This is a genomic window from Amycolatopsis sp. NPDC051071, from assembly GCF_040682875.1.
Lineage (GTDB): Bacteria > Actinomycetota > Actinomycetes > Mycobacteriales > Pseudonocardiaceae > Amycolatopsis.
Genome location: NZ_JBFBBY010000011.1, coordinates 1 through 12,561 on the forward strand (window position 1 = coordinate 1; position 12,561 = coordinate 12,561).

The following is a 12,561-nucleotide window of genomic DNA, read 5'->3' on the forward strand; positions in this document are numbered from 1 at the left end:
CTCTTTCCCCCCCCGACGCTCTTCCGATCTCCACGAGCAGGTGAGCCAAGGACATGAAGGCCCCCTTCCTTGCGCCTAGCGCAAGGAAGGGGGCCTTCATGTACCTCCGGCGGGGCCGCGCGGCGCCGAGACCAAGCGAGCCGGGAGGGCAAGGACCGCGCGCGAGGGCAGGGGTCGGGTTCTCGTGAGTGATCTGGGTCGCTAGAACGACCCAAATCACTCACGACCGTCACCAGGCGAGGGCCGCCAGGCCCTACGCCGGTCACCTATCCACCTACGCACGCTTCGCTGTGCTTCGTGGCCGCCAACCGCCGCCGACCGCACCGTGGGGGGTCCGGGGGGCTCGGCCCCCCGGGCAGGCACGCGGAACCGAGCCGCGGCGCGAATTTGGGGCGTAGCAACGAAGCGAAGCGAAGTCCGCGAAGCCCCCAAATGAAGACGCCGCGGCGCGGTGGAGCCTGGGGGTCGCTCCACCGTCGCCGCGGCTCCGCCGGACCGAGGGGGGAGGTGCCCGGCGGGGATTCACGCGCGCGACTGGGTTGTTCTCCCCAGTGGCGCGCCGAAACCGTGTGTTGCGCGTCAGTTAACGAGAGTAACGGCTGTTTGTGTGATCGCGCCATAACTCGCCGCAAAATTGTGGGGTGTTTTTTTACTTCCAGCGGTCGGTGAGAACTCCTAGCGCGCCGAGGGCGACGGCTGCGGCGGTGGAGGTGCGTAAAACGGTGGGGCCCAACCGGATGGCGGTTGCGCCGGCGTCGGCGAGGGTGGCGAGTTCTTCGTCGGTGATGCCGCCTTCGGGGCCGACGATGAGGAGAATGTCGCCTTGTTCGGGGAGTGCGATCTCGGTGAGGCGGGTGGTGATGCCGGATTCGAGGATGAGGGCGCGGGAAACGGTCTGGACCAGTCCGGTGAGCTCGCGTGTTCCCACGGGTTCGGTGACTTCGGGAAGGTGGGCGCGGCGGGCTTGTTTGGCGGCGGCGCGGGCGGTGGTGCGCCAGCGGCCGAGGGCTTTGTCGCCGCGGGTTCCTTGTTCCCAGCGGGCGACGCTGCGGGTGGCGCGCCAGGGGATGATCGCGTCGGCGCCGGCTTCGGTGGCGAGTTCGACGGCGAGTTCGCCGCGGTCGCCTTTGGCGAGTGCTTGGGCGATGAGGACGCGCAGGGCCGGGGGTTCCTCGGTCCAGTGTTCCTCGATGGTGAGGGTGAGTGTCGCGTCGCGGCCTGCTTGGACGGCGTCGATGACGCAGCGCGCCATGCCGCCTTCGCCGTCGGAGAGGATGAGGTGTTCGCCGGCGCGCAGCCGCCGGACGGTGGCGGCGTGCCGGGCTTCCTCGCCGTCGAGTGTGGTGCGCCCGGTGGTGGGGAGCGTGTCGGCGAGGAAGACCGGCGGTGTCGTCTCCGGCATGGGTTACCGGTGGTTCTTGGCGCGCAGTTTGGAGAAGAGTCCGCCCTTGTTTCCGTTGGAGGAGAGCGAAGGGACGTCTTCGCCGCGCTGCTGCGCGAGTTCGACGAGGAGGTCGCGCTGGGCGTCGTCGAGTTTGGTCGGGACGACGACGTCGATGTGGACGTGCAGGTCGCCGCGGCCGTCGACGCGGCCGGAAGACCGCAGGCGCGGCATGCCCTTGGCGGTGAGCACGAGTTCGGTGGCGGGCTGGGTGCCCGGTTCGATGTCGAGTTCGTAGTCGCCGTCGATGAGTGTCTCGATGGGCACCGTGGCGCCGAGGGCGGCGGTGGTCATCGGGATGCGGAAGTTGCAGTGCAGGTCGTTGCCCTGCCGGACGAACACCTCGTGCGGTGCTTCGTCGATCTCGACGTACAGGTCGCCTGCCGGGCCGCCGCCGGGGCCGACTTCGCCTTGGCCGGAGAGCCGGATGCGCATGCCGTCACCGACGCCCGGCGGGATCTTCGCGGTGACGTTGCGGCGCGAGCGGACGCGGCCGTCGCCGCCGCACTGGCGGCAGGGGTCGGTGATGACTTCGCCGAAGCCGCGGCAGACCGGGCAGGGGCGGGCGGTGACGACCTGGCCGAGGAACGACCGCTGCACGGACTGGACCTCGCCGGCGCCGCCGCAGGTGTCGCAGGTCTTGGTGCCGGTGCCTTCGGCCGCGCCGGCGCCGCGGCACAGGTCGCAGACGATGGCGGTGTCGACGGCGATCTCGCGGTCGACACCGGTGGCGCAGTCCTCGAGGGTGAGGCCGAGGCGGATGAGCGCGTCGGAGCCGGGCTGCACCCGGCTGCGCGGGCCGCGTCCGCGACCGCCGCCACCTCCGGCGGCGCCGAAGAAGGCGTCCATGATGTCGCCGAGGCCACCGAACCCGGAGAACGGGTCGCCGCCACCGCCACCGCGTGCACCCGAGTCCATCGGGTCTCCGCCGAGGTCGACGACCTTGCGCTTCTGCGGGTCCGACAGCACCTCGTACGCGGTGGTCACCTCACCGAAGCGGTGCTGGGCGTCCTCCGACGGGTTGACGTCGGGGTGCAGTTCACGGGCCAGCTTGCGGTAGGCGCGTTTGATCTCCTGATCCGACGCGTTCTTCGCAATCCCGAGAATCCCGTAGTAGTCCCTCGCCACCGTCTTTGCCTTCTCCTTCTGTCTTCGACCTCAACGCGGCTCAGCGGCCGGAGAGGATCTGCCCCACGTAGTTCGCCACCGCGCGCACCGCGGCGATGGTGTTCGGGTAGTCCATCCTGGTCGGCCCGACGACACCCATCCCGCCCAGCAGCAGGTCGTCCATGCCGTAGCCGATGGACACCACCGAGGTGCTGCGCATCTGCTCGTCCTCATTTTCCTCACCGATGCGCACGGTGATCGCACCGGGGTTCCGGGCGGCCGCGAGGAGCTTGAGCACGATGACCTGCTCCTCGAGTGCCTCCAGTACCTGACGCAGTGATCCGGGGAAGTCCGAGACGTTGCGGGTGAGGTTCGCCGTGCCACCCAGCACCAGCCGCTCTTCCGGATGTTCTACCAGCGATTCCACCAGCACGGTGCAGACGCGGATGAGGTTGTCGCGCAGCTCGCCCGGTGCCTTGTCCGGCAGTTCGGCGACCGCCGCGGCGGCCTCGGACAGGCGGCGTCCGGCGAGCGCGCCGTTCAGGACGGTGCGGAGTCTGCCGACGTTCTCCTCGGTGATGACGTCCCCGAGGTCGACGGTGCGCTGGTCGACGCGGCCGGAGTCGGTGATCAGCACCAGCATCAGCCGGGCCGGGGTGAGCGGCACCACTTCCAGGTGACGCACCGCGGAGTTGGTCATCATCGGGTACTGGATGACCGCGACCTGCCTGGTCAGCTGTGCGAGCAGCCGTACGGAGCGGCGCAGGACGTCGTCGACGTCGGTGCCGCTGTCGAGGAACATCGTGATGGCCCGGCGTTCGGCCGTGCTCAGCGGTTTGACCTCGGCGATCCGGTCGACGAACAGCCGGTATCCCTTGTCGGTGGGGATCCGGCCCGCGCTGGTGTGGGGTTGTGTGATGTAGCCCTCTTCTTCCAGTGCGGCCATGTCGTTGCGCACGGTGGCGCTGGACACCCCGAGGTTGTGCCGGTCGACGATCGCTTTGGATCCGACAGGCTCCTGGTTGGACACGTAGTCGGCGACGATCGCGCGCAGCACTTCGAAGCGGCGCTCTTCCGCGTTGGCCATCGGCACCTCCCTCGGCTCGTCCTCACAACGAGTTTACGGAAGGCATCGTGCCCGGGGTGCCGAAGGACGCTTTCCCCGCATGGGATGAGGGGGAAGCGCCCTTGACCGCGTGGATCGGCGTTCAGCTCACGGCGGCCGACAGCGCGGCGAACTCGGCGTCGGTGAGCTCGATCGCGGCGGCGGCCACGTTGTCCTCCAGATGCGCGACCGACGACGTCCCCGGGATGGGCAGCACGACCGGCGAACGCTTGAGCAGCCACGCCAGCGCGAGCTGCGACGGCGAGACGCCGTGCTCCTTCGCGAGCGCGGTCAGCGGGCTGTCGTCCCCCGCGAGTCCGCCGGTGGCCAGCGGGAACCAGGGGATGAAGCCGATGCCGTGTTCGGTGGCGTGGTCGAGCAGCGCCTCGGCCTGGCGGTTGCCCAGGTTGAACAGGTTCTGCACGGACACGATCGACGCCGTCTGCTGGGCCTCGGCCAGGTCGGATACGCCGACCTCGGACAACCCGAGGTGCCGGATCTTGCCTTCGCTCTGAAGCTCGGCGAGCACGCCGACCTGGTCCGCCACGGGGACCGCCGGGTCGATGCGGTGCAGCTGAAGCAGATCGATCCGCTCGACGCCGAGGTGACGGAGGTTCAGCTCGACCTGCTGGCGCAGATATTCGGGCCGCCCGATCGCCGTCCACGCGTCCGGCCCCTGCCTGCTGAGACCGACCTTCGTGGCGATGACGAGGTCATCGGCGTACGGGTGGAGTGCCTTCTTGATGAGGTGATCGGTGACGAAGGGGCCGTAGGAGTCGGCGGTGTCGATGAGCGTGACCCCGAGTTCGACTGCGCGGCGAAGCACACGTACGGCCTCTTCGGGGTCCTTCGGGTCGCCCCAGACCCCGGGGCCCGTGAGCTGCATCGTCCCGTACCCCAGGCGGACGACGGGCAGGTCACCGCCGAGTGCGAACGTTCCGGAGCGGCGTGCGGGCTGTGCGGACATGGAGCCTCCTGAAGCTTCCCTCGGCTGACTCCGTCCACCCTGCGCCCTCCGGGGTGCTGAAGGCCAGGGTGGGGGCGCTTCGTCCCACGAGGTGGCCTTCGGAGGGCGCCCGCGAGTGTCATAAGGGGTCCCCATGGGACGAAATTTGTCCTATGGGGACCCCTCATGACACTTGACCCCTCATGACACTTGGCGCGGCATGACACTCGGCGCGGCAGCAGGGTGGAAACCGTCAGCTGTTGCGCGGGAAGCCGAGGTTCACCCCGCCTTGCGAAGGGTCCGGCCACCGCGACGTCACGACCTTCGTCCGCGTGAAGAAGTGGAATCCCTCCGGGCCGTAGGCGTGGCTGTCCCCGAACAGTGAGTCCTTCCACCCGCCGAACGAGTAATACCCGACCGGTACCGGGATCGGCACGTTCACGCCGACCATCCCGACCTCGACCTCGTTCTGGAACCGCCGCGCGGCCCGTCCGTCGTTGGTGAAGATCGCCGTGCCGTTGCCGTAGGGGTTGGCGTTGATCAGGTCCAGTGCCGCGTCGTAGCCCTCGGCCCGCGCGACGGTGAGCACCGGCCCGAAGATCTCGTCGGTGTAGACCGACATCTCCGGCGTGACGTGGTCGAACAGGGTGGGGCCGAGCCAGAAGCCGCCGTCCTCCCCGTCGACCTCGATGCCACGGCCGTCGACGACGAGCCGGGCACCCGCGTCGACGCCGGCCTCCACATAGGACTCGACGCGTTCGTGGTGCGCGGCGGTCACCAGCGGGCCCATTTCCGACGTCGGCCGCCTGCCGTCGCCGACGCGCAGATTCGTGATCCGCTCGGCGATCTTCGCGACGAGTTCGTCGCCGACCGGGTCGACGGCGACCACGACCGACACCGCCATGCACCGCTCCCCCGCCGAGCCGAAGCCCGCGGAGACGGCCGCGTCGGCGGCGAGGTCGAGGTCGGCGTCCGGGAGGACGACCATGTGGTTCTTCGCCCCGCCGAGTGCCTGCACGCGTTTTCCGTGCCTGGTCCCGGTTTCGTAGACGTACTTCGCGATCGGCGTGGACCCGACGAAGGAGATCGCCTTGACGTCGCGGTGTTCCAGCAACCCGTCGACGGCGACCTTGTCCCCGTGCAGGACGTTGAGGGCGCCGTCGGGCAGGCCGGCCTCGGCGAACAGTTCCGCGATGAACACGGCCGCGGACGGATCCTTCTCGCTCGGCTTGAGCACGACGGTGTTACCGCAGGCGAGCGCGTTCGGCACGAACCACAGCGGGACCATCACGGGGAAGTTGAACGGCGAGATCACGCCGACGACGCCCAGCGGCTGCGCGATCGAGTAGACGTCGACGCCGGTCGAGGCGTTCTCGCTGAAGCCGCCCTTGAGCAGCTGAGCCGCGCCGCACGCGTACTCGACGTTCTCGATGGCGCGCGCGATCTCGCCCGCCGCGTCGGATTCGACCTTGCCGTGCTCGCCGGTGACGATCTTCGTCAGTTCGTCGCGCCGCGCGGACAGCAGCTCACGGAAGGCGAACAGCACCCGCGTCCGGCCTGCCAGCGACGTCCCGCGCCAGCCCGGCAGTGCTCGCGACGCGGCGGCGACGGCGGCTTCGACGTCGTCCTGACCGGCGAAGGCGACCTTCGCGCGCACCTGCCCGGTGGCCGGGTCGAACACATCGCCGGACCGATCGCTGGAGCCCTCGAACGCTTTGCCGTCTATCCAGTGGTTGATGCGGTCGGTCACGGGTTCCATCCTCCTGATCGCCGGTTGCCTGCTCCCGGTCGAGTCTGGGTGCGCACGCCACACCGACGCCATCGGCAACGTGTACGGACTCCCGGTCCCGGCCGTACAGTCTGTCTCCTGCGTTCCGACCAGGTGGGAGGCCGATGTACCCGACCGTCGCCGAGGTGCTCGCGCTGCCGGTGCTGCGCCAGGGCAGACCCCATGTGGTGGCGGGTGCGGCGGGACTGGACGCCCCGGTTCGCTGGGCGCACGTCGCGGAGGTCGCGGACATCGCGCCGCTGCTGCGCGGCGGGGAGCTCGTGCTCACCACCGGGGTCGCGCTGCCGGACGACGGCGCCGCGCTCGCCCGCTACGTCGCCGATCTGGCCGGGGTCGGGGTGGCCGGGATCGTGGTGGAACTGGTCCGTCATTGGAGTGACAAGCTGCCGTCCGGACTGGTCGACGCCGCCGACCAGCACAGCGTTCCGCTGGTCACGCTGTCGAGGGAAACGCGGTTTGTCTCGGTCACCGAGGCGGTGAACGGGCTGATCGTCGACGCCCAGGTCGACGAACTCCGTGCGGCGGAACGGGTCCACGAGACCTTCACCGCGCTGACGGTCGCCGGCGCCGAACCCGCCGACATCCTGCGTGAGGTCGCCCGGCTCACCGAACATCCCGTCGTGCTGGAGACGCTTTCGCACGAGGTCCTCGCCTACGACACCGCGGGCACCGATCCCGGCGAACTGCTGCCCGGCTGGCCGTCGCGGTCACGGCCGGTGCAGGTCGGCGAGCGGACCGGGTTCCACGCCGCCGCGGGCTGGCTGGTCACCGTGGTCGGCGCGCGCGGGCACGACTGGGGACGGCTGGTCGTGGTCTGCGGGGATCCGCCGCCGCACCGGCACGTGGTGGTCGCCGAACGCGCGGCGTCCGCGCTCGCGTTGCACCGGCTGGTCGCCAAGGACACCGACAGTCTCGAACGGCAGGCGCACCGCGCGATACTGACCGAACTGCTGGCGAACCCGGTGCCGCCGGCCGAGCTGACCGCGCGGGCCTCCGCGTTGGGCGTCCCGCTGACGGGACGGCTGCTGGTCGGGGTCGCCGTACGGCCCCGGATCACCGCGACCACCCGTACCACGCAGTCGACTCCGGTGCTGCTGCGGGAACTCGCCGAGGCGACCGCGCTCGCCGCCCGGCGTGCCAAGGTGTCCGCACTGGTCGCCGCCGACGACACCCTCGTGCGCGCGCTGATCGCGTTGTCCCCGGAGGCCAACGTCGACGCGGTCCTGCGGCGGCTGGCCACCGACGTCCACGACGCCCGCTCCGGCGCCCCCGCCGTGGTCGCGGTGGGCACCACGGGCAGCGGGCCCGCCGAAGCGCGCCGGACGCTGGTCGAGGCCGCCCAGGTCGCCGCCGCCGCGCTCACCGAGAACGCCGAACGGGTGGTCCACCGCCTCGACGACGTCCGGCTGCGCGGGCTGCTGCACTTGCTGGCCGGGGACGAACGGCTCACCGCGTTCGCCGCGCGGGAACTCGGCCCGCTGCTGAGCCGGGACGCCGCGCAGGGCAGCAGGCTGGTGCAGGCACTGCGGCACTACTGCGAACACGGCGGCAACAAATCGGCGGCCGCGACCGCCGCGCACACCTCACGCACCGCCTACTACCAGCAGCTGGCCCGGATCGAGCAGGTGCTCGGGGTGCGGCTGGAAGATCCGGAATCAATGCTGTCCCTCTACGTCGCTTTGCTCGCACACGACCTTCGAGCGGGCGACGATCACACGTCCGAGTGAGCAAATCTCACCCAAGCGTGGAACACAGTCACCGGGTCACCTCAGCCGATAGGGTTGATATGGCTTTCTTCGAACCGATTGGCGCCTGCATGCTCGCGCTGGCCTGCCTCACCCCGGCACCGCCCGCCGAGTCCACGTTCCTGCTGACCAGCCACGAAACCAGTGGCCGGGTCGGCATCGTCTCGCTCAGCTGCCAGCCCACCGGGGGTTCACACCCGAAGAGCGACAGCGCCTGCGAGAACCTGTCCAAAGTGGACGGAAACTTCGACAGGCTACGCGGTGAACCGCGCGCCTGCACCTTGGAATACGCGCCGGTGGACGTCTCCGCCGTCGGCAAGTGGCGCGGCGAACCGGTCACCTACCGCACCTCTTACCCGAACCGCTGCGTCGCCGACACCGAGTCGGCCGGCGTCTTCACCTTCTGACCGGTTTCACAGCGGTGCCGCGAAGGCTTCTGCCCGGCAGGGCCGCTCGCGGCAGGTGACCGCCGGGCCTCCCCCTCGGTGGCCCGGCGGTCGCCGTTCACCACGGTCTTGATCGCCCTCACCCCCAAGAGGGCGATCAAGGCCGTGGTGTCACGGCTCAGCGACGGGGTGTGTAGGAGCACGCCGCCCCGCTCGCCGCGGCAACGGGGGTCTGACGCGCGAGGGACCGGCTCAGGTTCCCTTCACGCCAATCATCTTCCGAGATGCCCATCACGACCGGCCTGAGCACACAGGACCTCAGCGGCTCCGGCAACCGCTCCGCCGCCGGGACGACGTCGGCGGAAAACCCTGCCAGGTAACCGGTGTCGAGTGACTTGCCGTCCGCGACCCGGTCGATGTTGCGGTCGGCGATGAACCGTTCCGGATCCAGTACGGCCAGCGCCAGCAGCGCCGCGGCGGCGGCACCGATGGCCGCACGCGGCAGCCAGGCCGAGCGCAACGGGATCAGCGAAGCCAGTACCAACAAGAAGATCAGGCCGATCCAGAGTTCGCAGACCTCGACAAGCAGCCGCAGCACGGTGAACCCGTACGCCTGCTGGTATGTCCACATGCGACTCAACGCCGACGCGACCAGCACCAGGCTGAGCACGCTCAGCACGCCGAGCAGGCCACGCTGCCAGCCGCGGTCGGCGGCCGAGGACTTCGGCGCCCACCGCAGCGCCGCCGCGACCAGCAGCAACGTCAGTACGGTGATGGCGGACAACTGCCAGAACCCGCTCCTGGCGTATTCGGCCGAGGTCAGGTTGCCGGTGGCCAGGACGTACTCGGTGCCGCCGAACAACACGACCAGGCGAACCGCGACGAAACTCGCGAACAGGAACACCAGCACGCCCAGCGGCAGCGCCCATTCGAGCCGGTGCGCGAGCCGTTTGCGGGGTGCCTCGCCGGCCGCGGGCAACGGCGGCGCCGCCAGCAGATAACACGCGCCGGTGACGGCGAGCGTGGCCACCACGAACAGGAAGCCCCACCGCAGGAAGGTGCCCGGGTTCAAGTCGGGGATCACCGCGTCGACGACGTTCGCGAACGCGGCGTCCGCGCCCCGCAGCAGCGGGACGAACACGAGCAGCACTACCGCACTCACCAGAACCGGGACCAAAAACCTCGGCCTGGTGCGGTTTCCCGGCTGCTTGCCGAGCTTCACCAGCCCGCGCCCGATCCACGGGATCGAAAGCATCGCTTCGATCGGGACCGCGAAGACGTCGTAGAAGATCGTGTTCATGTTGCGCTTCCCGACCACCGCCAGAGATCCCGCGACGCAGGCGGCCAGTACGCAAAGCACATGCAGCCACAGCGACGCGCGGACCATGCCGACGGCGAGCAACCCGAGAGCGGCCGCCGCCCACAACGCGGCGGCCAGGCCGAAGTGCGGTTCGGCGTCACCACGGGCCCGCTTGTCGGCGAAGTAGACGGCCAGCGCGACGGCGAGTCCGGCGATGAACCAGCCGACGCCGGGACGGTCCAGCGGCAGCGCGACGGCGGTGACCAGCCCGGCCGCGACCGCCGCGGGCAGAACCGAGCCGGGCAGCGGGACGATCGACGACTTCGGCGGTGTCACCGGCCGCAACAGCATCGGCGGCAACGGCTTCGGCGGCGCTTTCGATGCTGCTGTCGGTGGCTTCGCTGCCGCTGTCGGTGCCGGTGACTTCGCTGCCGCTGTCGGTGCCGCTGGCGCTGTCGGCTTCGTCGCCGTCGAAGTGCCCGGCGGCGACGCGTGCGCTTGCTTTTCCTCTTGTTCTTCGCTCATCGAATCCTCCATTTGCGAAAGCACATACCACTGGTTGTGCGAGGTCATCGAAAGAAAGCGGACTGGGAGTTATCGAGGGGACGTCAAGCGGGGTCGTGAGTGGCAATGAGGGTCAGGGCCGTGAGGTCTCCTTGCGCCTAAGTACATGAAGGCCCCCTTCCTGTACCTAGGCGCAAGGAAGGGGGCCTTCCTGTACCTCAGGCGAGCAGCGGGCGCCGGTACCGAGGGGGTCGGGTCTCGTGAGCGTTTTGGGTCGTTAGAACGACCCAAAACACTCACGACCCACCCCGCCGGACCAGCCACCGTTGCCCCACCTCTCACTGAGGAACCGGGATGACGACGCGGATGACGCAACCCGGCCGCTCTTCGGGGGTCACGACGGCGATGCTGCCGTCGTGCAGGTCGACCACCCAGCGGGCGATCGCGAGGCCGAGGCCGGTGCCCCCGCCGCCCGCCCGCTCGCCGCGGGTGAACCGTTCGAACACGCTGTCCCGCTCCCCCGGCGGGATCCCGGGGCCTTCGTCCTCGACCTCGATGACGACGTCGGTCTCGCGAGCCTCCGCCCGCACCCTGACCTCGCCGCCGGACGGCCCGTGCCGGACGGCGTTGTCGAGCAGGTTCACCACGACCTGGTAGAGCCGTCCGCGGTCGGCGACGGCCATCGCGCCGGGTGGCTGGACGTCGACGGCGAAGCGCACGCCACGGCCGGTCGCGGCGGCGGTCACCCCGGCTTCGGCGGCGACCTCGTCGAGGAGCAGTTCGAGGTCGAACTCCTCCAGCTGCAACGGGAAGGCGCCGGCGTCGATCCGCGAGAGATCGAGGAGTTCCGACACGAGCCTGCCGAGCCGTTCGGTCTGCTGCAGCGCGGTCTTCAGCGTCGCCGGATCGGGTTTGGCGACCCCGTCGACCAGGTTCTCCAGTACGCCGTTCAGTGCCGTGATCGGCGTGCGGAGTTCGTGTGAGACGTTCGCGATCAGCTCACGCCGCCGCTGGTCGGAGGCGTCGAGATCGGCGGCCATCTGGTTGAACGCGTGCGCGAGTTCGCCGACCTCGTCCCGCGCGGTCGCCCGGACCCGGCGGGTGTAGTCGCCCTTCGCCATCGCGCGGGCGGCGGCGGTCATCTCCCGCAGCGGCCGCGTCATCCCATGCGCCAAGATCTGCGAGGTGACCACGGCGAGCACCATCGCGGCAATCGTGGTGCGCGGCGGCAGCCAGCCGATCTGCCAGTTGAAGAAAGCGAACGCGATACCGCCCGAGGACACCAGCAGGATCGCGAGTTTGAGCTTGATCGAGCGGACCGGGTCGAGCGGTCTCGGGAGCACGTCGATGATCCGGCCGAGTAACGGGGGCGGTTTCACGATCCGACCTCCAAGGCGTAGCCGACGCCGTGCACGGTGCGGATGAGGTCCGCGCCCAGTTTGCGGCGCAGTGCCTTGATGTGACTGTCGACCGCGCGGGTGCCCGAACCGGTGCCCGCGACGTCCCAGTCCCAGACCTCGCTCAGCAGCCGTTCCCTCGGCTGCACCGCCCTCGGGCGTTTCGCGAAGTGGACGAGAAGGTCGAACTCGATCGGCGTCAGCTGGGCGGTGGTACCCGCCCGCGTGACACGCCGCTGCTCGACGTCGATTTCGAGGTCGCCGAGCACGATCTTGGTGCCCGCTTCGCTCACGTCGGCGCGGGCGGCTCGTTCGACGCGGCGCAGCAGCGCGTGCACCCTTGCCGAGAGCACCCGCATGGAGAACGGTTTGGTGAGGTAGTCGTCGGCGCCGACCCCGAGGCCGATGAGCATGTCCGTCTCATCCGAACGGGCGGTCAGCATCAGCACCGGGACCGGGCGGCGGGCCTGGATCCGGCGGCAGACTTCCAGGCCGTCGAATCCCGGCAGCATCACATCGAGCACCACGAGGTCCGGCTCCCGCTCGGCGTCCACCTCGACCCCGGAAGGGCCGTCATGCGCCAGATCGACGGTGAAGCCCTCCGCGCGAAGCCGTGCTCCGATGGCTTCGGCGATCGTCACGTCGTCCTCGACGACGAGCACCCGGCGTCCTCCCAGTTCCATGGGGATGACTGTAAGCACCGGCCGTGGAGACCGTTCGGGTGAGCTGTGGAGATCCTGTGGAGATGTTTCAGCCGGTTTGCCGGATTACTACGGCCATATGTGTGACGCAGGTCATGCACTCCCGGGCCGTTGACCGCAATCGACAGTCTGCGTTTCGA

General features: G+C 69.7%; 10 protein-coding genes. 2 read left to right on the forward strand and 8 right to left on the reverse strand.

Annotated features, from left to right (window positions below; translation table 11 throughout):
* Positions 1-649: 649 nt before the first annotated feature.
* The 5 genes from AB0M65_RS05820 to AB0M65_RS05840 form a co-directional block, all read right to left on the reverse strand.
* A complete protein-coding gene (locus AB0M65_RS05820; protein ID WP_364022020.1) occupies positions 650-1,402 on the reverse strand; it encodes a 16S rRNA (uracil(1498)-N(3))-methyltransferase in 753 nt (250 codons plus the stop codon).
* A 3-nt stretch (positions 1,403-1,405) separates the two neighbouring features.
* Positions 1,406-2,569 (reverse strand): molecular chaperone DnaJ, encoded by a 1,164-nt coding sequence (gene dnaJ / locus AB0M65_RS05825; protein ID WP_364022023.1) that lies wholly within the window; start codon positions 2,567-2,569, stop codon positions 1,406-1,408.
* A 40-nt stretch (positions 2,570-2,609) separates the two neighbouring features.
* Entirely contained in the window at positions 2,610-3,635 is a 1,026-nt protein-coding gene (gene hrcA, locus AB0M65_RS05830) for a heat-inducible transcriptional repressor HrcA (protein WP_364022026.1), read from the reverse strand.
* A gap of 121 nt (positions 3,636-3,756) precedes the next feature.
* Positions 3,757-4,620, reverse strand: coding sequence for an aldo/keto reductase (locus AB0M65_RS05835; protein ID WP_364022029.1), 864 nt, complete (start codon positions 4,618-4,620; stop codon positions 3,757-3,759).
* A 232-nt stretch (positions 4,621-4,852) separates the two neighbouring features.
* Positions 4,853-6,349 (reverse strand): CoA-acylating methylmalonate-semialdehyde dehydrogenase, encoded by a 1,497-nt coding sequence (locus tag AB0M65_RS05840; protein WP_364022032.1) that lies wholly within the window; start codon positions 6,347-6,349, stop codon positions 4,853-4,855.
* A 143-nt stretch (positions 6,350-6,492) separates the two neighbouring features.
* On the opposite strand from AB0M65_RS05840, the gene AB0M65_RS05845 reads away from it, so the two are divergent.
* Complete coding sequence (locus AB0M65_RS05845) at positions 6,493-8,115, forward strand: PucR family transcriptional regulator ligand-binding domain-containing protein (protein ID WP_364022035.1); 1,623 nt, start codon at positions 6,493-6,495, stop codon at positions 8,113-8,115.
* A gap of 59 nt (positions 8,116-8,174) precedes the next feature.
* A complete protein-coding gene (locus tag AB0M65_RS05850; RefSeq protein ID WP_364022038.1) occupies positions 8,175-8,540 on the forward strand; it encodes an SSI family serine proteinase inhibitor in 366 nt (121 codons plus the stop codon).
* Between the two features lie 157 nt (positions 8,541-8,697).
* On the opposite strand, the gene AB0M65_RS05855 is transcribed toward AB0M65_RS05850, so the two are convergent.
* The 3 genes from AB0M65_RS05855 to AB0M65_RS05865 all read right to left on the reverse strand — a co-directional run bounded on the left by AB0M65_RS05855 (position 8,698) and on the right by AB0M65_RS05865 (position 12,382).
* The gene (locus tag AB0M65_RS05855) at positions 8,698-10,170 is read right to left on the reverse strand and encodes a DUF4173 domain-containing protein (protein WP_364022275.1); all 1,473 of its coding nucleotides are present in this window, start codon (positions 10,168-10,170) and stop codon (positions 8,698-8,700) included.
* Between the two features lie 491 nt (positions 10,171-10,661).
* Positions 10,662-11,702 carry a HAMP domain-containing sensor histidine kinase gene (locus tag AB0M65_RS05860; protein ID WP_364022041.1) on the reverse strand — a complete coding sequence of 347 codons (1,041 nt, stop codon included), beginning with the start codon at positions 11,700-11,702 and terminating at the stop codon, positions 10,662-10,664.
* A complete protein-coding gene (locus AB0M65_RS05865; protein ID WP_364022278.1) occupies positions 11,699-12,382 on the reverse strand; it encodes a response regulator transcription factor in 684 nt (227 codons plus the stop codon). The genes AB0M65_RS05860 and AB0M65_RS05865 overlap by 4 nt, the downstream gene beginning before the upstream one ends.
* Positions 12,383-12,561: the final 179 nt, after the last annotated feature.